This window comes from Arthrobacter cupressi (genome assembly GCF_900099975.1).
GTDB classification, from domain to species: domain Bacteria; phylum Actinomycetota; class Actinomycetes; order Actinomycetales; family Micrococcaceae; genus Arthrobacter; species Arthrobacter cupressi.
The window spans coordinates 1-21,512 of the sequence record NZ_FNEI01000024.1 but is presented as its reverse complement, the minus strand read 5'-3'; the positions used below and the strand labels follow the sequence as shown (position 1 = coordinate 21,512).

The 21,512-nt window shown below is 59.9% G+C and carries 19 protein-coding genes; 10 read left to right on the top strand and 9 right to left on the bottom strand.

The window, feature by feature from the left end; translation table 11 throughout:
- Nucleotides 1-12 precede the first annotated feature (12 nt).
- The 6 genes from BLP88_RS18150 to solA (BLP88_RS18125) all read right to left on the bottom strand — a co-directional run bounded on the left by BLP88_RS18150 (nucleotide 13) and on the right by solA (BLP88_RS18125) (nucleotide 5,797).
- A complete protein-coding gene (locus BLP88_RS18150) occupies nucleotides 13-525 on the bottom strand; it encodes a RidA family protein (RefSeq protein WP_084111359.1) in 513 nt (170 codons plus the stop codon).
- A gap of 160 nt (nucleotides 526-685) precedes the next feature.
- Nucleotides 686-1,816, bottom strand: a complete 1,131-nt coding sequence (solA, locus tag BLP88_RS18145; protein ID WP_074591547.1) for an N-methyl-L-tryptophan oxidase — start codon at nucleotides 1,814-1,816, stop codon at nucleotides 686-688.
- 4 nt (nucleotides 1,817-1,820) lie between these two features.
- Nucleotides 1,821-2,588, bottom strand: a complete 768-nt coding sequence (locus BLP88_RS18140; protein ID WP_074591545.1) for an amino acid ABC transporter ATP-binding protein — start codon at nucleotides 2,586-2,588, stop codon at nucleotides 1,821-1,823.
- Nucleotides 2,585-3,484 carry an amino acid ABC transporter permease gene (locus tag BLP88_RS18135; RefSeq protein WP_074591544.1) on the bottom strand — a complete coding sequence of 300 codons (900 nt, stop codon included), beginning with the start codon at nucleotides 3,482-3,484 and terminating at the stop codon, nucleotides 2,585-2,587. Before BLP88_RS18135 ends, BLP88_RS18140 begins: the two co-directional genes overlap by 4 nt.
- Before the next feature lie 48 nt (nucleotides 3,485-3,532).
- Nucleotides 3,533-4,459: an ABC transporter substrate-binding protein gene (locus BLP88_RS18130; protein WP_074591542.1), complete on the bottom strand. Its 927-nt coding sequence runs from the start codon at nucleotides 4,457-4,459 to the stop codon at nucleotides 3,533-3,535.
- A gap of 180 nt (nucleotides 4,460-4,639) precedes the next feature.
- Nucleotides 4,640-5,797: an N-methyl-L-tryptophan oxidase gene (gene solA / locus BLP88_RS18125; protein WP_074591540.1), complete on the bottom strand. Its 1,158-nt coding sequence runs from the start codon at nucleotides 5,795-5,797 to the stop codon at nucleotides 4,640-4,642.
- 246 nt (nucleotides 5,798-6,043) lie between these two features.
- On the opposite strand from solA (BLP88_RS18125), the gene BLP88_RS18120 reads away from it, so the two are divergent.
- Nucleotides 6,044-6,724, top strand: coding sequence for a GntR family transcriptional regulator (locus BLP88_RS18120; RefSeq protein WP_084111357.1), 681 nt, complete (start codon nucleotides 6,044-6,046; stop codon nucleotides 6,722-6,724).
- Between the two features lie 366 nt (nucleotides 6,725-7,090).
- The gene (locus tag BLP88_RS18115) at nucleotides 7,091-8,011 is read left to right on the top strand and encodes an ABC transporter substrate-binding protein (protein ID WP_074591537.1); all 921 of its coding nucleotides are present in this window, start codon (nucleotides 7,091-7,093) and stop codon (nucleotides 8,009-8,011) included.
- A gap of 130 nt (nucleotides 8,012-8,141) precedes the next feature.
- Here the strand turns inward: BLP88_RS18115 and BLP88_RS18110 are convergent, their stop codons facing one another.
- Together BLP88_RS18110 and BLP88_RS18105 are read right to left on the bottom strand one after the other, a co-directional pair.
- Nucleotides 8,142-8,492 carry a cupin domain-containing protein gene (locus BLP88_RS18110; RefSeq protein WP_074591535.1) on the bottom strand — a complete coding sequence of 117 codons (351 nt, stop codon included), beginning with the start codon at nucleotides 8,490-8,492 and terminating at the stop codon, nucleotides 8,142-8,144.
- A gap of 272 nt (nucleotides 8,493-8,764) precedes the next feature.
- Nucleotides 8,765-10,924: an amylo-alpha-1,6-glucosidase gene (locus tag BLP88_RS18105; RefSeq protein WP_074591533.1), complete on the bottom strand. Its 2,160-nt coding sequence runs from the start codon at nucleotides 10,922-10,924 to the stop codon at nucleotides 8,765-8,767.
- 250 nt (nucleotides 10,925-11,174) lie between these two features.
- On the opposite strand from BLP88_RS18105, the gene BLP88_RS18100 reads away from it, so the two are divergent.
- From BLP88_RS18100 to BLP88_RS18090, 3 genes are read left to right on the top strand one after another with little or no spacing between them, the layout of a single operon-like run.
- Nucleotides 11,175-12,254, top strand: coding sequence for a homoserine dehydrogenase (locus BLP88_RS18100; protein ID WP_245679917.1), 1,080 nt, complete (start codon nucleotides 11,175-11,177; stop codon nucleotides 12,252-12,254).
- Nucleotides 12,247-13,662, top strand: coding sequence for an aldehyde dehydrogenase family protein (locus BLP88_RS18095; RefSeq protein WP_074591530.1), 1,416 nt, complete (start codon nucleotides 12,247-12,249; stop codon nucleotides 13,660-13,662). The genes BLP88_RS18100 and BLP88_RS18095 overlap by 8 nt, the downstream gene beginning before the upstream one ends.
- Complete coding sequence (locus BLP88_RS18090) at nucleotides 13,659-15,038, top strand: aspartate ammonia-lyase (RefSeq protein ID WP_074591528.1); 1,380 nt, start codon at nucleotides 13,659-13,661, stop codon at nucleotides 15,036-15,038. Before BLP88_RS18095 ends, BLP88_RS18090 begins: the two co-directional genes overlap by 4 nt.
- A 101-nt stretch (nucleotides 15,039-15,139) precedes the next feature.
- Here BLP88_RS18090 and BLP88_RS18085 read toward each other — a convergent pair whose 3' ends face one another.
- Nucleotides 15,140-15,580, bottom strand: coding sequence for an Lrp/AsnC family transcriptional regulator (locus BLP88_RS18085; RefSeq protein ID WP_074591526.1), 441 nt, complete (start codon nucleotides 15,578-15,580; stop codon nucleotides 15,140-15,142).
- Between the two features lie 405 nt (nucleotides 15,581-15,985).
- Here BLP88_RS18085 and solA (BLP88_RS18080) point away from each other — a divergent pair, with 405 nt between their 5' ends.
- The 5 genes from solA (BLP88_RS18080) to BLP88_RS18060 all read left to right on the top strand — a co-directional run.
- Complete coding sequence (solA, locus tag BLP88_RS18080) at nucleotides 15,986-17,170, top strand: N-methyl-L-tryptophan oxidase (RefSeq protein WP_074591525.1); 1,185 nt, start codon at nucleotides 15,986-15,988, stop codon at nucleotides 17,168-17,170.
- A 56-nt stretch (nucleotides 17,171-17,226) separates the two neighbouring features.
- A complete protein-coding gene (locus BLP88_RS18075) occupies nucleotides 17,227-18,174 on the top strand; it encodes a succinylglutamate desuccinylase/aspartoacylase family protein (RefSeq protein ID WP_175453597.1) in 948 nt (315 codons plus the stop codon).
- A 295-nt stretch (nucleotides 18,175-18,469) separates the two neighbouring features.
- Nucleotides 18,470-19,165, top strand: a complete 696-nt coding sequence (locus BLP88_RS18070; protein ID WP_074591521.1) for a GntR family transcriptional regulator — start codon at nucleotides 18,470-18,472, stop codon at nucleotides 19,163-19,165.
- A gap of 746 nt (nucleotides 19,166-19,911) precedes the next feature.
- On the top strand, nucleotides 19,912-21,057 hold the full coding sequence (locus tag BLP88_RS18065) for an FAD-dependent oxidoreductase (RefSeq protein WP_074591519.1): 1,146 nt from the start codon (nucleotides 19,912-19,914) through the stop codon (nucleotides 21,055-21,057).
- Between the two features lie 36 nt (nucleotides 21,058-21,093).
- On the top strand, nucleotides 21,094-21,512 hold a 419-nt coding region (locus BLP88_RS18060), incomplete at its 3' end, for an aldehyde dehydrogenase family protein (RefSeq protein WP_139163447.1).

Genomic DNA, 21,512 nt, shown 5'->3' with positions numbered 1-21,512 from the left:
TTCGGTGCGGTTCTACGCTGCAGTGCAGATCAATTGGATCTCTACCGGAGAGACTCGTGGCAGTCCGGCGACTCCGATCGCGGTCCTGGCGTGCCGTCCGTTCTCACCCAAAACCTCGATGAGCAATTCACTGGCCGCTTCGGCAACCTTGGACTGCAGACCGAAGTCCGGGGTGCTGGCCACGAAGACCAGCATCTGTACGATCTGCACGCGGTCCAGGTCTCCAACCGCCTGCACGGCGGCGGCAAGGCAGTTGAGCACGGCATGGCGAGCAAGCTCGCGCGCCGTCTCCACGTCCACGTCCCGGCCAAGAATGCCCTGGCCCAGCAGCTCGCCGTCCTTGTACGGCAGCTGGCCCGAAATATGGATGCTCTCCCCCACTGCCCGCTGATCCACGTAGTACGGGTTACCGGCGAGGACCGGCAGCTCCAGGCCAAGGCCCTGGAGTCGATCCAAAGCCGAACCGGTCGTTTCGCGTTCCGGCGCCTGCGATGTCCCGGCAACCTTCTGCAGTTCTGTTGTCATTGTCACGGTGTCTTTCTTCGCCTGTCGATTGTCGACATGAATTGGTAAATGTGGGTCTGGCACACTAGCGCCAAACGGGGTACGAAGGGATGCGGAAATAAGCCGCTGGCCCGAATTGGATTGTTAGGACTTCGTCGGCTGTTCCTGCCTTAGATGTGGATCAGGCTGTGAACCTTTGGGGACGAAGGAAGTCGAGGTTGTCGTAATCTTCCTTGCCGAGGGCCTCCTGGGCAGCGATCTGCCCATAACCGGTAGCCATTTTGAAGCCACCGCCGGAGAAGCCGGTAGCGCAGTAAACCCGGCCGTCGGGGCTGATCTTGCCCAGAATCGGCTTCCGGTCGCTGGTAAAGAGGTCCGGGAACGCGTCGGAGCGGACAATGTTCGGATACAGACCAGGGAAAAACTCGCTCACCGTCTCCATCGTCTCTGCGATTTCCTCTGAGGTGAGTTCCCTGGCGACGGCAGCAGGGCGTTCGGCAGGGGTTGGACGCATATCCAGCGTTGCCTTGACCGTCACCCCGTCGACGGCGGGCGCGCCGTACATGGAGCGGTCTCCTGAGAGCCGGACGAAGACCGGGAACCGCTCCGGGGAGAAGAGTGAAGGCTCCTTCGCCACGAACCAGGTGAGAAAGACCCTGTAGGGCTGGGCCTGTGCCACCAACGGTTCCGGCAGGAGCTTCCGCGACCATCCGCCGGAGCAGACGATCACGTTCTCAAACGTCCAGGACTGGTCCCCGGAGGTCACGATGACGCTGTCGGCGGTTTCCCTGATCCCATCGATCGGGGTGTTGTTGTGCACGGTCGCCCCGTTGGCCTGGGCTGCGGCAATCGCCGCGGTGACGGACCGATCGGTCCGCAGCGCGCCACCGTTGGGATCGAACACCGCGACGTCGTCCTCGCGGAGGTTGTGCTGCGGGTACCGCTCTGCCATCTGATCCCGCGACAGAAGCTCATGGGAGGTTCCAGTTGCTCGGGCGGACTCGAGCAGTTGCTGGATATATCCGCCGTTCTCGGTACCGATGTAGAGCCCGCCGCAGCGGATGAGGATGTCTTGACCGGTTTCGGCTTCAAGTTCAGCCCAAAGCCGCTCGGACTGCTGCAGCAGCGGATCAAAGCGGGGGTCCAAGTGGAGCCTGCGGAACAGGCGGGTGTCCCCGCCCACGGCGCTGCGGCCGTGGGCGGGGGTTTGTGCTTCGAAGCCGACCACGGAGTCCGTGAGGCGGGATGCCTGCCACAGGGCCATGCTTCCGATGGCACCAAGACCGATGACGGCCAGTTTTCCATCTGTCATTTCTTTAGAGGACTTTCTCGAGGAAGGACCGGGTGCGGGCCTCCTGGGGGTTGCCGAGGACTTCGCGGGCGTCGCCGCGTTCGACGACGAAGCCCTCATCCATGAAGAGCAGCGAGTCGGAGACTTCGCGGGCGAAGCCCATTTCGTGGGTGACGACCACCATGGTCATGCCCTTCTTGGCCAGGTCCTTCATGACGGCGAGGACTTCGCCTACCTTTTCGGGGTCCAGGGCCGAGGTGGGCTCGTCGAAGAGCATGATCTCCGGGTCCATGGCCAGGGACCGGGCGATCGCGACACGCTGCTGCTGTCCGCCGGAGAGCTGGGCAGGGTACTTGAATCCGTGGCCGTCGAGTCCGACGCTGGCCAGCAGTTCATCCGCGCGGGCGGCAGCCTTCTTCTTGTCCTGGCCTTTGACCAGGACAGGGCCGGACATGACGTTTTCCTGCGCGGTCATGTTGGGGAAGAGGTTGAACTGCTGGAAAACCATGCCCACCCGGGTACGCTGCAGTGCGAGCTTCTTCCTGCTCAGGGCATGGTAAGCGTGGTCGGTCTCGTAGTAGCCGAAGTCCTCACCATTGACCTTCAGCACACCGGAATCGGCGGTTTCCAGGCCGTTGATACAGCGCAGCAGGGTGGACTTACCGGAGCCGGACGGGCCGATAATGCAGCAGACTTCGCCGCTGGCAACGTCCAGGTCGATGTTCTGCAGGACCGTCTTGTGTCCGAAGGACTTGCGCAGGCTCCGGACCTGAATCGTACCGTCAGCGCTCATCGGAGGCTACCTTCTTCCTGTTCTATCAGGACAACCTTTTTCGCCTTCCGGGGCAGCGTGGAGGTTGCACGCGAGTATCGTTTCTCGAGCTTGGACTGCGGGTAGCTCAGCAGCAGGGTCATCACCAGGTACCACAGGCTGGCGACAATCAGCAGCGGAATGGTCTCGAAGGTCCGGGCGTAGATCAACTGCGCGCTCTGCAACAGCTCAGCAACGCCCAGGACACTGACCAGGGACGTTCCCTTGAACATGCCGATCACCTGATTGCCGGTCGCCGGGATGATCGAGGGCATGGCCTGCGGGATAATGACCTTGCGCATCCGCATTCCGGCGCTCATGCCCAGGGAGTCGGCGGCCTCGATCTGTCCCTTGCCGACGGCGGAGAAGCCGCCGCGGATGATCTCAGCCATGTAGGCCGCCTCATTCAGGGTCAAACCGACCAACGCCGCGGTGATCGGGCCCATCAGGGTATTCACGTCTACGGCCGTGCCGATGTCCGTGAACGGGATCCCGATCATCAGGTTCGGATACAGAGCCGAGACGTTGAACCAGAAAATCAGCTGGACCAGCACCGGGGTGCCGCGGAACAGATTGATATAAATGTTCGCGGCAATGGACACCGGCTTCACATGCGAGGAACGCATGATCGCCAGGGCAAGGCCGAGCAGTGTTCCCATGACCATGCTCGCGATCGTCAGGAAGATCGTGAGCATGAGCCCGCGCAGGATCGATTCGGCGAAGAAGTACTTTCCGACGATGCCCCATTTGAAGTTGGGATTGGTCAGGACGGAGGTGAGGATCCCGATGCCGATGAGGATGCTCAGGATCCATCCGGCGTACTCCGAGGGAGTCCGAACCCGAAGCCGCGGCTTCAGCGTTGCGTCGAGGCTTCCCATCGGTGATTTGCTTCTTTTCTTGATAACTGTCGTCATTCAGGTCACCTGCTAGTTGAGCTTGGCGTCGGCGATGGCTCCGAACTCCAGACCCCAGGTCTTGAGGGACTCCTTGTACTCCGGGGTACCAAGGATCGACTGGACTGCCGCCTGCAGAGCCGGAGTCAGGTCCGAACCCTTCTTCACGGCGACAGCACAGATGCCGGTACCCCCGACATTCAGCGCTGGCGTGAGCATCTTGAACGAGCCCGGCTGCTGCGTCTGTGCCCAGGCGAGTGCGGTCGTGTCGTAGAGGACGCCATCGACCCGCTTGGCATGCAGCTGGACGAGGGCTTCCTGGACGCTCGGCAGCGTCACGGCGTTGATGGCCGGCTTGCCCTGGGAGGTGCAGGTCTTCTCATTCAGGGCCGGGAGGCGCTTGAGCTGCCCCGTGGAGCCCTGGATGACGGCGACGTTCTTCCCGCACAGGGTCTCGTTGCTCAGGTTCTGCGGGTTTCCCGCGTTCACACCGATGGACGTGCCGGCCTTGAAGTAATCGATCATGTCCACGACCTTGAGCCGCTCATCGGTCTTCGCCATGGTCGAGACGGTGAAGTCGTAACGTCCCCCATCAAGGCCGGGGATCATCGTGTCGAACTTCGCCTCCACATACTTGATCTTTACCCCAAGTTTCTTGGCAATGAGCCGCGTAATGTCGGGATTGAGGCCGATGAGAGTGTCGCCATCCTGAGCGCGGAAGATGGTCGGCGGGCTGTTCGGGTCAGCGGCGACCGTGAGCTCTCCCCTGTCCTTGTATTTCTGCGGCAGCAGGCTCACAGCCTTGGCATCGGGCTGGACGCCCTCGGAGATGTCCCTCAGCCCGATTTCAGTGGGGCTGGGGTTGGCAGAATCGCCGCTGGCAGCGGTGCCGCAGGCATTCAGGGTCAGAAGGAGGGCCAGGGCCGCAGCCGCGGCAGCGGCCTTTCGTGCTGTCTTCATGATGCTTCCTTGAATCATTTGGTTGGGGTGGTGAGGTTGTTGCGAAAGCCTGGTAGTGGCACCAGTGGCTTTTTCAGAATTTGCCCGTGCTCTGTCTTGTGAACATCGCGCTCGTCGTCATCGGCGTCGGGCTGGCATAATGACGGGGCTCGGTTTATGGCCGGAAACGTGGGCCTCGCGTCACGGGTTCTCCGTTATGGTCGGCGTTGCAAGGAACCGATCCGGGTTCAGCAGAGCGAGGGTGTTCTCGCTCGAGCCAGTGAGCGCATAGTCAGCCGCGATCTCCCCGAGTGCGGGGGACAGCTTGAATCCATGGCCGGACAGGCCCGTGACAGCGGTGATTCGTTCCTCGCCGCCGAGACGGCCGACAATTCCGTGCCCGTCCCGGGTGTAGCCCTCCATGTAAGCGCTGACACGGATCGGGTCCGGGTAGAGGCCTGGGAAGGATTCGGCTACGAGTGCCCTGAAGGCCTTCACCTCGTCCAGCGGAACCGTCCGGTCGAGGGCGTCGGGATCTGGAACCGGCCGGTTGACCGCGCCCGAGAGACCGAGCTTCAACCCGTTCCCGGCCATCGCCGGCAGTCCGTAGAACTCCCGAGGAGTCGCCCGGACGAAGCACGGGAAGTGTGCCGGATCAAACGCGCCAGGTTCCCTCCCGGCGAACCACGCCGAGACCACCTTGCGCGCCTCGATGAGCATCGCAAGTTCGGGGAAGAGCTTTCCGGCCCAAGGACCGGGCGTGACCACGGCATGATCATAACGCTCGCTATGCCCACCAGCCGTGACCCATACGCCGTCGGCCTTGACCTCGATCCCCTCGACCGGGGTGTAGGTCCGCAGTTCGGCGCCCAGCGCCTCGGCCCTGCGGGCCGCTTTCAGGACGGCCAGTTCCGGACGGAGATACCCGCCTTCGCGGTCCAGGACGACGACGTCGCCCTCGCGGTAGGGATGCTGGGGCCACCGCTTGCGCGCTTCTTCAAGGGGAATAGCCACCGCGTCCACGCCGAACTTATCAATGGATTCACTGACGTTCGCCATCTCAGCCGAGGCCTCCCCCAGCATCAGGTTTCCGGTGAGGGTGAGCAGCTCGGTGCCCGTCTCGGCCTCAAGCTGACGCCACAGCGCCTTTGCGCTACGGATCAGCGGCGCGTAGTCCTGATCTTCGAAGTAGGCGGTACGGAAGATCCGTGATTCGCCGGCATGGGCGCTGCGGTCGTGGCTCGTTCCGAACTGCTCGTAGCCAACGACATCCGCGCCCCGCGAGGCCAGGCGCCAAGCAGCCATACTGCCAGCGGTTCCCAGGCCTATGACCGCAATGCGCTTCCTGGTAGTGCTCATTCAAACCTCCTAGGTGAGAGCGATAAGGACTCCTCCGCGATAACCGCGGGGCTCATGGTGATGCCCTGGAAATTCTGGGGTTCGAGTGCCTTCACCGCCTGGAATGGGGTCACCAAGGAACCGCTGCTCATATTTTGTCCAACAATCGTGTCAGACGTCACTGTTTGATATTATCGTTTCACAATCTTGTGTCAAGGCTCACTTCAAGAGGAGTGGCTACCGTGAGTCAACTAGGGGAGTGAATGCATGGAGAGCAAGCCTTTCTCTGAGCCCGCAAGGACAACTCTTGCGAGGACCCTCGCACCACGGGGTTCGGAACGAACCACGCTTGTGGACCAGGTGGAGCACCTCATTAGGAGGGAGATCATCCTTGGAACCCTCGACCCCGGTCGGCATCTTGTAGAGACAAGGCTCGCCGAGGACCTGTCGGTGAGCCGCGGCACAGTGCGCGAAGCCCTCACACGTCTCGCGTCAACCGGCCTCGTCGAGTTCACGCCAGGGTCCGGCACCTGGGTTCGCTACTTCAGCGACAGCGACATTGCTGAGATCGGGGAAGTCTTCGCAGCACTTGAGGGAAGAGCGACCCTGCACGCTGCGCTCCCCCTGCCCAAAAGCGCTGAAATCGAGCTGAGGGCTATCGCGGAACGCATGCGGGGGCTCCGCCTCCCGGAAGACGTCGACGATCTGATGAAACTTGACCGCGACTTCCACGGGACGCTGATGAGCCAACAGCCCAAGACAAAGCTGCTCGAGGCCTGGCAGAGCCTGGAATCACTTCTAGCAGTTCAGATGGTGCCGATCATGCGGCGCGGCGTGGGCACCGCCAGCAACCAGGCCGACCGCCATCTGGTGCTGTTGGACGCCGCGATGACCGGAGAGCGCGAGCTGCTAATAAAGGCTCTCGAAGAGCACTACTACCAATCCTAGAAGCGGATCCCGACGAGACAGGCGGCGATCCGAACCTCTCCCGCTAACGGTATCGAAACCGACGACGACGGTGTCCACAGGTCTGCGCTGAGAGCCAGCACCAGCGTTATGATCATCTCGTGGTCACATCTTGGTCGCTGGACCCAGAAGCTGCCTACAGAATTCTGCCATCTACCTGGGCCTCTCCCCGGACCCGCTCCTCGAAGTTGAGCCGTCTATAGAGCTTCAACCCGACTGCCAACCGGTCATGTGATGCAAATCCCATCCCGGACCATTCACAGATTCCTTGGGGGGTTCCAGGTCTACAAAGACCAGTGAATCCAGCATCCACGTCATAACCGCAGAAATGATTTCAAGGAAAGCATCATGAAGATCCAGCGCAAGGTCCCCGCCGCCGCTGCCCTTGCCGCCCTCCTAACCCTTAGCGCCTGCGGCACCCCTGCCGGTAGCGAACCCTCTGCAAGCCCTACCGAACTTGGTCTGCGGGACATCTCCGAGGGCGTCCAGCCGGATCCGAAGGCGGTGAGCTTGCTGCCCCAGTCCTACAAGGACAAGGGTGAGCTCACAGTGGCGGCGGACCTGCACTACCCGCCGACGATCTTCCTCGCAGAGGACAACCAGACCGCAATCGGCCTTAACCCCGACATCGCGCGGCTGATCGGGAAGAAGCTCGGGGTGAAGGTGAAGTTCGTGGACGCGAAGTTCGACACGATCATCCCGGGTCTTGACGGTGGCCGGTACGACTTCACAGTCTCGACGATGGCGAAGACTGATGAACGGCTCAAGGTCCTGGACATGATCGACTACTTCAAGGTCGGCAACTCAATCGCCGTGAATGCCGGAAATCCACAAAACCTCAGCAATGAGACCCTGTGCGGGAAGAACGTCGCCGTCACCCAGGGTTCCACCGGCCAATTGTTGCGTCTCCCTGCTCTCAATGAGATGACCTGCACCTCCATGGGAAAGCCGGCGATCAACCCAGTGACACTGCCCAACATCCAGGAAGCCCTCGTCCAGCTGAGCGCCAACAGGATCGACGCAATACTCTATGACACGACCGCGCTGGCGTGGGCTCAGAAGCAGCAGCCGGACTCCTTCCAGATGCTTACCCCGCCGCTGAACGTCGGTGGCACCGGCATCACGGCGGTCGCGCTGAAGAAGGGCTCACCGCTGACGCCGGCCATGCAGGCAGCGATCCAATCGATCCTTGAAAGCCCAGAGTACAAGGAAGCCCTAAAGACCTGGGGGCTGGAGTTCGGCGCAATCACCGAAGCCAAGCTCAACTAGCGGGCGCCTCCACGCTCACCGAAAGTAAGCATAGGAGTCCGGCCCCTAAGGGACCGGACTCCCCCAATGCGACACTTGCTCGCCGGATAGTGAGGTAAGACGCCCCTATCGGCGAATTTTCGGCGATCGGTTAGGCAGGCAGGTTCTGAACAAATCCCACCTTGCGAAGTGTTTCATGAACGGTCCAGCTGCCTCGCCATCCCTCCGGTGTGACAAAGAGTGAGCCGGGTCCGATGTCAAAGCTGCCGCTCTCGTCGGTGATGGTGGCCGTTCCGCTGAGGATCACGCAAACCTCATTGAAGCCCTCGCGGGTACTCGTGAATGTTCCAGGAGTAGCCTCCCACACCCCCGTACGAGCTCCATCAGCTTCCCAGACCTTAAGGGACACCTCCGTCTGCCCCGGCGTAGTACTGGTCGGCTTCAGGACATGCTCGCCCAGATCTGCCGTTTGGGTGTCATTCAACACAATCGCCTTGACCATAAATTCATTCCGTTTCCGGGCGCTTTTTGCCCACGAAGAAGTGTGCCAACCCTCGTTGGCCTGGATGTAGAACCATGGAGTACTCCCCCAACACCACAAAATTGGTGCCGCTTGTCAGCAGGATCCGAAACCGCAGCCGATGGTCCTCCGGTGAAGTGGCTTCCTTACCCGCTGCCGGCCCCGCCGGGAACTCAAGATGCTACAGCGACGATGATACACAATGTAGGACAATCTTGATCGACAAAGTTACCTAACTAGGCCACACATGTGTTCTATCGTTCGGGGTCAGCCTTGCCGGCCTTCTCAACTAGCTCGGTAAACCAAGGTCGGTGCCCGCGCTTGAGCGCCATTCCCTCCGGGAGGCCCTGGACTCTTGCGACCGAATTTGTAACATCGATAGTGATACGACTTCCCGCCATGGGTGCGTTGCTGATGTGGACATCCCCATAGGATTGCGGGAGAACCGGATCCATCCAGAGACCGCCCTTCGAAACATCGGCGTCGTATCTCATCAGGCTCGTCACCAGCAGAATCGGTGTGGTAGCGGCCCATGCCTGGGGGGCGCAAGCTGTCGGGTACGGTACGGGCTCGGGGAACCGCTCCCTGCTAAAACCGCAGAATAATTCCGGCAGCCGACCATCCGAGAACTCGGCTGCCTCGAATAGCGCCGTTGAAATCCGCTGCGCTTCTTCAACAAAGCCGTAACGTAAAAGGCCAGCAGCAATAATCGCATTGTCATGGGGCCATACTGACCCGTTGTGATAGCTGACAGGGTTATAGGCACCCATGTCCGACGCCAGGGTACGCACTCCCCAACCGCTAAACATCTCCGGTGACATCAGCCTTTCGGCCACCAATGGCGCTTTGTCCTCATCCACCAAGCCGAACCACAAACACTGGCCCATATTGGAAGCGCACGCGTCCACCTGGCGCTTTTTCCCGTCCAGGGCCACGGCGTAATACCCGCGCTCAGGCATCCAAAACTGCTCGTTGAACCGCTTTTTCAGTTTGGCGGCACGATCAGCGAGCTCCTCAGCCAAACGCCTGTCGCCGGTGTCGTACGCAATCCAAGAACGGGCCATATAGGCCGAGTAGACATAGGCTTGCACTTCACAGAGGGCTATTGGCGGCTCGGCCAGCCGCCCGTCGGCGAAATTGATTCCATCCCAGGAATCCTTCCAGCCCTGATTTATCAGGCCCTGCGGGTTGAGACGTTCGTATTCAACAAACCCATCCCCGTCTTTGTCCCCATAGTCACGTATCCAATCAAGGGCACGGTCTGCATGAGGCAACAAACTGGCAATAATGTCCGGAGCGAACCCCCAGCGGCTGACATCCCCTAGCCAGCAAACAAACAGTGGCGTTGCATCAACGCTGCCGTAATAGATGGTCTTTCCGCCCAAGGACAAGCTACTGGAGACATCCAGCCTGACTTCATGAAGAATCTTGCCCGGCTCCTCTTCGCTCAATAAATCCACCACTTGACCTTGGCGATCCGCCAGGGTTTGCAGTGTTCCCAGCGCCAGCGACGGATCAACGGGCATCGCCATTTCAGCTGCCCACAGCGCATCGCGACCAAAGAGCGTCATGAACCATGGAGCACCGGCCGCCACCACGACCCGCTCTGCATGATCCGGGTCTTCTATACGGAGAGAACCCAAGTCGTCGTAGCTGCGCCGGAGTATACGCTCGATCGAGCGGTTGCCCATCTGCAGCACCGGAATCTTGGCCACCCACTCTTGTCGCCGCAAATCCCGCGGGGACAGCAGACCATCCACTCCCGCATGGATAAAGGTACTGTCAGGATCCGCTCCGTCCGCCGTGGGTACCACCGCAAGGACGCTGCTCCATTCACCGTGAGCCGGGATGGACGTCCTGAATGAAATACCGTCCACGGCGATATCGGCGCCGGGTGCGCGCGCGCTGATGCTCTTCCGAACCCCTTGCCAGGAAGCACTGATAACCAGTGATTCGCCATCGGCCTGACGCGTCTCATCCCAGTGGCGCGGAGTCCGTCCTTCCTTGACTTCGAATAGGTCGGCGAAATCAGCTTCCAATACCACCGCAATAAGACACTCCGCCGGCTCCGCAGAATAGTTACGAACAGTTAGCCGCTCCTGGATTCCGGCCCCCACTTCCCGCAGCCGCTCAACAATCAACGGGCTGTCCGCATAACCGTCTGTTCGAGTAACGCGGGCAGCAAACCGCGCCCGATACGGCTCCAGCATTTGCGCCGCCAAGGGCTCCAGCTCCTGACCATTAATGGTCAGGCTCCAGCCGGACAGGATACGGGTGTCCTGAAAGAAGACACCATGTGGATAAGCAGGATGAATATCTCCGTTGGGCAACGAAATGCAGAAGGATGATCCCTCCACCAGAGTGACCGCCCCTCCGCCTGGTCCAGTTGCTGTATCAGCATTCCATCCAGCCATCCCGGCTCCTCCAGAACCAAGGCCTACGGCGTCCTCTTCAGGCGTGGCCCCTGTGGGCCAGAGTTCTCCAGACCATTGTCCAAACCACGCTACGCCGCATTGGTTTTGCATGCCATAGCACCTCGCGCCCGTATGGTGGCCCCAATGCTGCGACCATTTGGTCCACAGGATTCTGCTTTTTGGTCCTTTCGTCATAGTCAACGAGCGATGCGTTCATAGCTGACTGACACCCCGCGGACAGAAGCTGTAAGTGCAAGCTTTCTATAGCCACAGAGGAGATCAAGTGACGACGTATAACCTGGCCCTGATCGGTTTCGGCGGCGTGAATCGAGCCCTGGCCACGCTCATTCGCGACGAGCCACACCGCTTCGCAGCTCTTGGATTCGAACTTCGCGTAGTCGCTATTACAGACCTTGCGTTCGGTTCACTGGTGCAGGAGGAAGGCATCGATCTGGCGACAGTACTCGCCATGCCGCGAGGAGCCAACTTCGAAGGACTCCGCGGTGGATCTTCCGAACCGCGTAACGAAGAAGTCATCAAGAATAGCCCTGCTGACATTGTCGTCGAGGCAACCTTCACAAGCCCGGTGGACGGCGAGCCGGCTGTATCGCACGTACGTTGGGCCCTTGCTGCGGGCAAGCACGTGGTGACCACAAACAAGGGACCGGTCGCTCTTCACGGCCGGGAACTGAATGCTCTGGCCAAGGAAAATAGCGCCAGCTTCGAGTACGAAGGATCGGTGATGAGCGGCACTCCTGTGCTGCGCCTGGCACAGAAGATGTTCGAGGGACTTCAGCTCAAGGGAGTCCAAGGCATCCTTAACGGAACCAGCAACTACGTCCTGGGCCGGATGGAAGCAGGATTGCGCTTGGGAGAAGCCATCGCAGAGGCCCAGGAGCACGGCTACGCCGAAGCGGACCCGACTGCAGACATCGGCGGATCCGACGTGCGGCTCAAAGTTGCCATCCTGGCAAACGAACTTCTCGGCGCCAGCCTGCATCCCGACGAAGTCGACACCATAGGGATCCAGGAAATTACCAGCGACCAGGTCGCACAGGCACTGGCAAACGGTCAGCGCTGGAAACTCATCGGCGAAGCCACCCGCGGAACAGACGGCAAGATCACGGCAAGTGTGCGACCAGCCACCCTCACCGCGGACCATCCTCTTGCCGGCATTTCCGGTGCGACCAACGCGGTTTCATTCGAAACGGACCTCCTCGGCGCCGTCACGGTCTCCGGCCCTGGAGCGGGCCGGACGGAAACCGCGTACGCCTTGGTCTCCGACATTGCAGCAGTAGACGCATTCATCAATGGAGGCGTCCATGTCTGAAACGACCATGGTCCATGTCGAGTCTGCTGAACTTCTGGATGACTTGGCCGTCTACAACAAGTACGACGGAACAGTTCTGGCGCACCTCCCGCAATCAACCCAGGAAGACGTTGAGCGGGAGCTGAAGCGCGCGGCCACCGCGTCCGTATCAGCTGCGGCCATGCCTCGTCATGAGCGGGCCCAAATTTTGGATACCGCAGCGGATTTGCTCAAGCAGCGCGCGGACAAGGCCGCGAACCTCATCGTCTTTGAAGCCGGCAAGACCATTCGGCAGGCCCGCAAGGAGGTCTCGCGAGCAATCAACACCCTCAAGCTCTCTGCAGCCGAGTCGCGCCGCAATGCGGGTGAAGTTGTGCCTTTCGATTCCTTTGCCGGCTCTGAGAACCGACTCGGCTGGTTTAGCCGGGAGCCTCTGGGGCTAATAGCCGCGATAACTCCTTACAACGATCCCCTGAACTTGGTGGCCCATAAGCTTGGGCCAGCGATCGCAGGCGGGAACACCGTCATTCTGAAGCCCTCCCAGCTGACACCACTTTCGGCGATGTTCCTAGTGGACCTGCTTGTGGAAGCCGGACTCCCGGATGACTTTATCGTCGTCGTGCTTGGAGACCGCACGGTCGGGCAGGCCATCGTCGAGTCCAAGCTGGTCAGAATGGTCTCCTTCACGGGCGGATTCGCCACCGGCAGTGCCGTCGCTGCCAGCGCTGGCATCAAGCGCCTTTGCATGGAACTCGGCGGGAACGCACCGGTCATTGTGTATGACGACGCCGACCTGCCCAGTGCAGTTGAGGCAAGCGTTTCAGGTTCCTTCTGGGCGGCCGGACAGAACTGCATCGGTGCGCAGCGAATCCTGGTGCACCGCACGATTTTTGACGCCTTCCTCAAGTCTTTTGTGTCCAAAACAAATGCCTTGGCGGCTGGTGATCCGTCGCAGGAAAGCACCGATGTAGGGCCGATGATCAGCCGGGCCGCGGCTGAAGAAGCCAAACGGAAGATCGACCAGGCAGTCGAGGCAGGAGCACGTCTGCTTACCGGTGGCACCCTGAATGGCACCGTCCTGACACCGGCCGTGCTGACCGGGGTCTCCCGCTCTTGCGAAGCCTGGAGGGAGGAACTGTTTGCCCCAGTGGTCCTGATCGAACCCTTCGACACGCAGGACGAGGCGATTCGCTTGGCCAACGACAGCGAGTACGCACTGCAGGCAGGCGTATTCACCAAAGATCTCGCCCGGGCAATGGAAACAGCCAGGGCCATTGATGCTGGCGGTGTCATGATCAATGACTCGTCGGATTATCGCCATGATGCCATGCCGTTCGGTGGTTCAAAGTACGGAAGCATGGGCCGGGAAGGGGTCAGGTTCGCCTATGAGGAGATGACGCAGCCCAAAGTCATCGCCATCGCATCATGACCACAGGTGTTCGCATTGAAAGGGATAGCCTCGGCGCCCTAGCCGTGCCGGCGTCCGCGCTCTGGGGCGTCCACACTGAGCGCGCGATCTTGAACTTCCCCATCAGCGGGATACCTCTGGGGAAGCATCGCCACTTGGTCCGTGCCCTTGCGTACGTCAAGAAGGCGGCTGCCTTGACTAATACGGAACTGGGACTGATCCCCGACGACGTCGGGCAAGCCGTTGCCTCTGCTTGCGATATCGTGGCAGCTGGCGACGTCGATGACGCATTCAGAGTCGACGTCATTCAGGGTGGAGCGGGAACTTCCAGCAACATGAACGCCAATGAAGTGATTGCGAATTTGGCACTACAAACAATGGGCAACCCGTTGGGGAGTTATGACGTGGTTGATCCCATTGCACACGTCAACAAGTGCCAGTCAACCAACGACGTCTACCCGACAGCGGTGCGCCTGGCGCTCGTGTTTGCCTTGGACGAACTACTCGACCGCCTAGGAAGGCTGTCCAATGCCTTCGCAGAACGTGGGAAGGCATTCGATTCAATCCCAAAGATCGGGCGCACACAATTGCAGGACGCTGTCCCCATGACGCTTGGGCAAGAGTTCAAGGCCTTTTCCGTGACGATCAATGAGGACCAGCGACTGTTGCGCGGGGCTGCCGTATTGTTGACCGAGTGCAGTCTCGGTGCCACTGCCATCGGGACCGGCATCACTGCAGATTCCGGATACATTGAGCGCATCGTCGATAACCTTTCGGCAGTTTCCGGAGTCTCACTTTCCAAGCCTGAAGATCTGATTGAAGCGACCTGGGACACCGGGGCCTTCATGACATTTTCTGGCGCATTGAAACGGACCGCCATCAAGCTGTCGAAGATCTGCAACGATCTTCGCCTTCTCTCAAGCGGGCCACAAACGGGTCTCGCCGAGATCAAACTTCCTGCTCGTCAGGCAGGCTCGTCGATCATGCCTGGAAAAGTCAACCCTGTCATCCCGGAGGTTGTGAACCAGATTGCATTCTTCGTTGCGGGAGCAGATACAACTGTCACTATGGCCGCAGAGAACGGCCAGCTCCAACTAAACGCATTCGAACCCGCCATTGCCCATGCTCTGCTGGAGTCAATGTCCTGGCTTTCCAACGGATGCGATGTGCTCACGGAACTGTGCGTAAACGGGATCGAAGCCAATGAGGAACTGCTCAGAACCCGGGCCCGTTCGTCCACCGCCCAGGCAACCGCTTTGCTGCCGATCCTGGGTTACAACCTGGCGGCTGAGGTAGCTCACAGGGCACTGGGCTCAGGTCAAAGTGTTGTGGAGATTGCACTCGGTGATGGATGGCTGAGTCAGGAACAAGTGGATTCGCTGAGCCAGACGCCATAGGACGTCAGCGCTGAGTAGATGCTGGTGGGCTGTCTCCCGAGCGAGCAGCCCACCAGCACGGTCGCCTTCGCCGTGAATCAGGCCAGGTCGAAACGTTCCGGCTACCTGTCGATGGCCGTTGAAAGAGAAAGGGCAGTTGTTATGTCCTTCACTCCGGGAAACTCCGAGACGCGGCACCAAATCTCACGGATACGCTCTACATCTGACGCCTCAACCCTGACAACAATGTCCAGTTCCCCACTGACAACGTCACAGACAACCACTTCGGGAATTGCGCGCAGGCCCGCTATCACATCACTGCCCCGCACGCGGTCACGACGTTGGATGAGGAGAAACGCGCCGACCTTAGAGGGTCCGTCGATCGCGGATTCGCGGATTGTATAGCCGCGAATGTAACCATCCCGCTCCAATCGCTCAATCCGTTGCCGGACGGCGTTGCGGGAGAGGAGGACACGTTCGCCCAGTTGGGCAAGACTGATTCGAGCATTGATCCGGAGTTCGGTGAGGATGCGAGCATCGATCTCGTCATTGCTCTTTGACATGTCGTTCCTATCGAGGGTTTTTGCTGATCGGCCGCCGGCTGTTGCCGGCGTGACACTGGCTTATCGCTCTTGGGCACGGGCAGCTCGAAGACGGCACTCCCGACACCCTTAGCGGCCTAAACGCCGGAGTTCTTGAACCGCCCGAAACGCAGCAAATCGATGGATCATCGCCTTGATACAGGCGCTATCACGCTTCCCTGGCCCGGGGTTCAGTGCTAGATTTAGGATAGACTCTGTCCGACAATAATGACAGACAATGTTTGCCCATTGATACGGATCGTCGGCGGTCCTCAGGGCTAAACGCGTCCGGGGCGAGCGTCCCATACGCAGCCCAAGCGAGCGTTTGCCGTCTTCCATCAGGGTCTGCACCAAGCCCAACATCTTCAAGGAAAACAAGGTAAGAACATGACAGCACTTGAAACGGACGTCGCAATCGTTGGAGTCGGCTCCGTAGGGAGCATGGCGAGTTGGCAGCTTGCCTCCCGTGGCCTGCGGGTCATCGGCATAGACCGCTTTTCCATCCCAGGCCCCTTCTCAGGCTACGCCGGCGAATCGCGGGTTTTCCGTAAGGTGTATGCGGAGGGCGGTCATTACACGCCCATCCTGCAGAGGTCGCAGGGTCTCTGGCGCGAGCTGGAGAAAATTAGCGGCACTCAATTGCTCGACACCACAGGTGCTGTCACGATCTTCGACGAACACAACCCGCGGTTGGCCTCGCTTATTGCGGCAGGCAAGGACCATGGCCTCGACTACGAACTTCTCCGGGGCGATGAGGCCAGGGCAAAGTATCCCGATCACGTGATCAGGGAAAACGATGTTGCGATCTTTGACCCCGAGGGAGGCTACCTCAAGTCAGAGAAAGCTGTGACCGCCGCCCTGGTTGAGGCCAAACGGCTTGGCGCCCAGTTCCTGGGAAACCGGAAAGCACACGCCGTTGAGACGTATGGTGACCGATACATCGTTAGAACCGATCAGGAAGAAATCGTCGCCTCCCGGGTGATCCTCTCGCAGGGTACCGGCGCTGGTGCGGTGTGCAAGGAACTCGGCGTTCACCTTTCGATTCTGCCGCAGGTCCTGACTTGGTTCCCGGCTGTGGATCCATCCGTATTCTGCAGGGAAGGCCTGCCAGTCTTCCTCCGGAGGGCCGAGGAAGACGAGCGCTCGGACAAAGCTCGCCTTTACGGGTTCCCGAGCGCAGATGGTTGGACTGTGAAGGTAGCGGGGAGCGTCTATATGGACGAAGTGGAGTCCATGGAGAAGCCTCTTTCGTGGGACCCTGAGTACTTGGAACCCATCCTTAGGTGGGTCCGGGAATTCCTTCCTGGACTGATTCCGGACCCGGTTCGGGTTGCTCTCTGCGCTGACGGTTACACACCAGACGAGACTGGCTTGTTGGGAACGGTACCCGGAATGGATGGCATTGTAGCTGCGGCCGGCTTCTCCGGCCACGGCTTCAAGATGGCCTCTGCCCTGGGTGCTATTGCCGCCGACCTTGTTCTGGACGGAGCAACCGCCACCGACGTCAGTTTCATGAACCCTGCAAGGTTCCTTGGACCAGACTCCAAGTTCACGTCATTGCCACTAAGCTGAAGCAGTTACGGGAGACCCAGATGAATCGTCCACGTGAGCCATTCAGAGTGGGGCCCTTGGTTGCTGAAGCAGGGACGCTGTCATCGGGCTACTGTTCGGTCGAGATCGATGAAGAAGTCCTTGAGCTTCCCGTCGTCATCGTTCATGGAGAAAAACCCGGGCCGATTCTTGCTGTCACCGCGGGAGTCCACGGCGGTGAATACGTTTCCATGGTGGCTTTACGGGAGTTCGTTTTCGACCTGGATCCCCTGGCCATTCAAGGAACGGTAATCGCTTCATTAAGGTCCAATCCTCTTGCCTTCTTCAAGAGAACCCCGTTCGTCAACCCAATGGATGGAGAGAATCTCAACCGCGCTTTTCCCGGGCATCCAAACGGTGGACCCACTGGGCGGCTTGCCTACTGGCTGTGGTCAAATATTATCTCTCGCAGCAATTACTACGTAGATTGTCACAGCGGCGACATCCCCGAAGTCCTGGACAACTATGCGTGTGTCAGCAACGTTGGAACGTCAGATGTAAACGATGCATCACTAAGAATGGCGAGCCAGTTCGATGTTCCGAGGGTTGTATTGGTGGACACCGAGGGAACTTCCACCACGGAAGCGTCACGTGCCGGTATCCCTTCCGTCCTCATCGAAGTCGGAGGGGAAGGCAAGTGGTCCCCATCGGACGTGGCGGTACAGCGGGAGGGCCTTGATCGACTATTAAAGATCTCTGGTCTGCTGGACGATGACAGCGAGGCGAGAGCTCCCCTGCCGCCGTTCCAGAGCCATGGCGTGATGTGCGAAAGCTCTGGATTATGGTTCGGCCACGTACTGCCAGGTTCGCCCGTCGAAGCCGGCGCCTTGCTTGGCATCGTCCGGGATCCTTTTGGAGCCATGCTTCAGGAGGCCCGGTCGCCCGTTCCGGGAGTACTCATTTACCGAATCTCAAGCCTGGCGGTGAACTCTGGAGATCTCATCGCTTCCATCGCAACGCCCGTGAACGTCGCAGAGCCACATTGAAGTAAGGACGCTCCATGAACCCGTTCCAGTATGCATCCCGGGACAGGCGCGGCGAACTGACGCCGCAGCTCGGGATGCATGCTGGCGTCCCTCGTTACGGCCAAGGCGCCAGGAGGATTGGAGACTTCGTAAAGTCGTTGAAGCTCTTGCCCCACATCCACATCTCAGCCTGCACAGATGGTGGCATGCGGGGAGCAGATGGAAGGAAACCGCACAACAACTGGTGTAATTAGGGTTGCGGACCGCGGTTGTGATGCCTCGCGTCCGTATCGTGAACAGGCTAGGAGCATCGACAATGACCGAAGAACTGCCAGCAGGAACAGGGTCCCGCACGGCCCAGAAGAAACCCACCCGGGTTGATATGGTGGCCACCGCCCTTCGGAACGAGATCCTGCTCGGCACACGGTACCCGAGGGAAAGACTCGGCGAACTTGACCTGGCAGAACAACACAAAGTCTCCAGGGGTACTATCCGTGAGGCCCTTCAGCGCCTGGCGGCCATGGGATTTGTCCTTGGGGAACCGCACAGAGGGTATTCTGTGCGAGAGTTCAGCCACGAGGACGTCGTGGGACTTGGCGAAGTGTTCGCGATGATCGAATTGCAGGCTGTTCGGAGCATTCAATTTCCTGTCAGCCCGGAGACCGTGCAAACCATGCGTGACGCCGCGGAGCAGATGAGTGAACTCGACCTGGTGCGCGATTTTGACAGATTTTGGGAACTGGATCGAACCTTTCATGGCTCGCTGATTGCTGAGTGCAAGCACCCTTGGCTGATAGACACATGGCGGAGGCAGCAGCCATTTCTGAATGTGATTACGGTCCCGACAATCCTGCGCCCCGGCGTGAAGTACCCGGGAGAAGTGGCTACCGAACGGCATCTTAAACTTCTCGATGCCGTGGTTGGTGGCGATCCCGAAATTCTTCAGCGGGCGATAGAAGACCACTACCATCAGCACGACACGGCAGAGGTATCTCCTGGCGCCCTATTGTGACCAGATGCGCTCGGCGTTCCTAGTGGGCCCGAGCACGGCCGACGTGGCGCAAGTGTGCGTTCGCCGGTAGCCGAAGCAACGAAGCTCGCCACACTGGGCGAGGGTGGAATGCCCCTTACTCACGCTCAAAAGCTGTCCGAGTTTACCCAGTCCCCTCGGCACCCCAACCGGGTTACTGCGAGGACCGTGGCATGATCGCAGCGCTCGAGGCCGGCGCCCGGGCCATGGTCTCTGCCTCGACGGGCAACACCTCGGCCCCTGCCACCGTCTAGGCTACGGCTGCGGTTGGCGCTTCGTATCGAAGACGGCATGCCGTCCTCGACGCCGACATCGCCGCCGTCCCCATTTTCCAACAAGCCCTAAGCGCCACACGGTTTCCTTGATGATGAACTGCGCTGACCGTGGCTGCCACATTCCGGACATGCACCCCTGCTTGAGAAGCTCTGAAGAGGAACCTGCCCGAGCCCGCAAAACTCGAAAGGAGCAAGAGCGGCAGTCAACAGCTCAGAAAAATTCTGTAGGACAATCTTGTCGAACGACCCTAGGTGTCGGTAGCATTACAAAAGACGCTCCAGCATCCGGGACCTTGGGCAACGAGCAATCACCAGCGTTTGAAAGCAGCGAGGGGCAAGCCCGGGTGCTGCCATTTGTAACGTCAACAAGAGCACTGATATGGCACCGACACACCCGTGTCTTGCGATGCTTTCCCTCGGCCGCATGGGCCTGAAATACGAAGAAGGAATCTTATGCACACGGAGTTCGACGTCGCCGTTATCGGCTTGGGCGCCATGGGGAGCATGGCACTATGGCAGCTTGCGGAGGACGGCCTGAACGTCGTTGGGTTTGAGCAGTTTGGAATTGGCCACGATCGTGGAGCTGTTGGTGGCGAGACCCGTCTGTTTAGGCGGATGCAGACTAGCCGCCCGGAATATACTCCGGTGATTGAGCTGGCTCGCACCCGCTGGGAGATGTTGCAGGAGTTCTCGGACATCCAAATCCTGACCGAAACCGGTGGACTTATGATCGGTCGTCCTGAGGATTCGAGGATGGTTGCCGCTAAGGTAGCCGCGGAACAAGCCGGTGTGGAGGTCAAACACCTCAGTCGATCTGAAATGCAGGACCGCTTTCCGGAACACCGGCTGGACTCCGACGAAATCGGGATGTTTGACGCCACCCAGGGCTTTATTCGTTGCGAACAGGCTGTGCTGACCGCCGTCACGCGGGCAAATGCCTTGGGAGCCCAGGTCCACGACTATTCAAAGGTCAGCATTCACGACGCCTCGCCGGAAGGCGTGGTATTGACCGACTGCGAAAACCAATGGACTGCCAAAAAGGTCATCGTGACCACCGGTTCATGGTCCGGGGAGCATCTCAATTCTGAGCTTCGCAACAAGAGCCGTGCCGGCCGGATCAAGCTCACTTGGTTCAGCCCGCTTCCGGGGCATGATTTCAGCGCGGAAAAGTTTCCCGTCTTTCAGCGCTTGGTCGCCGATGGTACCTTGTACGGCGCGCCAAGCCTGGACGGCGGAGGATCCGTGAAAATCGCTCCCGGTGGAGCGCCCACGGAGATGACCGGGCCAGATGACTACTTCCGTGGCCAGACGGTGGAGGAAATCCAATACATGGAAAGGTACGTGGCCCACTACTTTCCAGGACTCAACAAGAGTCCGATACGGGCCGGTGCCTGGGCAGACTTCTACGTGGATGACTCGATCCCGTTCCTTGGATTCCTGCCGGGCAGCGACAACATTCTTCTGGCCAACGGGTTTGCAGGATTCGGCTTCAAAATGTGCCCCGGCATCGGACGAATCGCAGCCGACATGATCCAAGGGAAGAATGACAGCAAGTTTGAATTCATGGTGCCTACGCGCTCGATCGGCAAGGCGCGCTAACTATGTATATCCCCCTCCGATCCATGAAAGCGTGACATGAGCACCTCATTCGACCCTTCGGGTCTTCACACTGAACTGTTCATCGATGGCGCCTGGCAGAAGGCTGCCGGCGGAGCCACTTTCGCCGTCGAAAACCCGGCCACGCACGAGGTCATTGCCCACGTGGCCGACGGCGGCCCGGAAGAGGCCCGTGCAGCCATCGAGGCTGCGGGCCGCGCCCAGGCGGAGTGGGCAAAGTCCACTCCGCGCCAGCGGGCGGACATCCTCCGGCGCGCCTTTGAGCTCGTCATCGCCAACACCGACCGGCTGGCTTCGATCATGACCGCCGAAATGGGCAAGCCCCTGGCCGAGGCCAAGGGCGAAGTGGCCTACGGCGCCGAAATGCTGCGCTGGTTCTCCGAGGAAGCCGTCCGCATCGGCGGCGACCAGGCCACCTCCGTGGACGGCAACACCCG

What these genes read in the sequence shown, in the direction of transcription:
- BLP88_RS18150 (WP_084111359.1), bottom strand. Translation starts at nt 525, where the DNA reads ATGACAACAGAACTGCAGAAGGTTGCCGGGACATCGCAGGCGCCGGAA.
- solA (WP_074591547.1), bottom strand. Translation starts at nt 1,816, where the DNA reads ATGACAGATGGAAAACTGGCCGTCATCGGTCTTGGTGCCATCGGAAGC.
- BLP88_RS18140 (WP_074591545.1), bottom strand. Translation starts at nt 2,588, where the DNA reads ATGAGCGCTGACGGTACGATTCAGGTCCGGAGCCTGCGCAAGTCCTTC.
- BLP88_RS18135 (WP_074591544.1), bottom strand. Translation starts at nt 3,484, where the DNA reads ATGGGAAGCCTCGACGCAACGCTGAAGCCGCGGCTTCGGGTTCGGACT.
- BLP88_RS18130 (WP_074591542.1), bottom strand. Translation starts at nt 4,459, where the DNA reads ATGAAGACAGCACGAAAGGCCGCTGCCGCGGCTGCGGCCCTGGCCCTC.
- solA (WP_074591540.1), bottom strand. Translation starts at nt 5,797, where the DNA reads ATGAGCACTACCAGGAAGCGCATTGCGGTCATAGGCCTGGGAACCGCT.
- BLP88_RS18120 (WP_084111357.1), top strand. Translation starts at nt 6,044, where the DNA reads ATGGAGAGCAAGCCTTTCTCTGAGCCCGCAAGGACAACTCTTGCGAGG.
- BLP88_RS18115 (WP_074591537.1), top strand. Translation starts at nt 7,091, where the DNA reads ATGAAGATCCAGCGCAAGGTCCCCGCCGCCGCTGCCCTTGCCGCCCTC.
- BLP88_RS18110 (WP_074591535.1), bottom strand. Translation starts at nt 8,492, where the DNA reads ATGGTCAAGGCGATTGTGTTGAATGACACCCAAACGGCAGATCTGGGC.
- BLP88_RS18105 (WP_074591533.1), bottom strand. Translation starts at nt 10,924, where the DNA reads ATGGCTGGATGGAATGCTGATACAGCAACTGGACCAGGCGGAGGGGCG.
- BLP88_RS18095 (WP_074591530.1), top strand. Translation starts at nt 12,247, where the DNA reads ATGTCTGAAACGACCATGGTCCATGTCGAGTCTGCTGAACTTCTGGAT.
- BLP88_RS18090 (WP_074591528.1), top strand. Translation starts at nt 13,659, where the DNA reads ATGACCACAGGTGTTCGCATTGAAAGGGATAGCCTCGGCGCCCTAGCC.
- BLP88_RS18085 (WP_074591526.1), bottom strand. Translation starts at nt 15,580, where the DNA reads ATGTCAAAGAGCAATGACGAGATCGATGCTCGCATCCTCACCGAACTC.
- solA (WP_074591525.1), top strand. Translation starts at nt 15,986, where the DNA reads ATGACAGCACTTGAAACGGACGTCGCAATCGTTGGAGTCGGCTCCGTA.
- BLP88_RS18070 (WP_074591521.1), top strand. Translation starts at nt 18,470, where the DNA reads ATGACCGAAGAACTGCCAGCAGGAACAGGGTCCCGCACGGCCCAGAAG.
- BLP88_RS18065 (WP_074591519.1), top strand. Translation starts at nt 19,912, where the DNA reads ATGCACACGGAGTTCGACGTCGCCGTTATCGGCTTGGGCGCCATGGGG.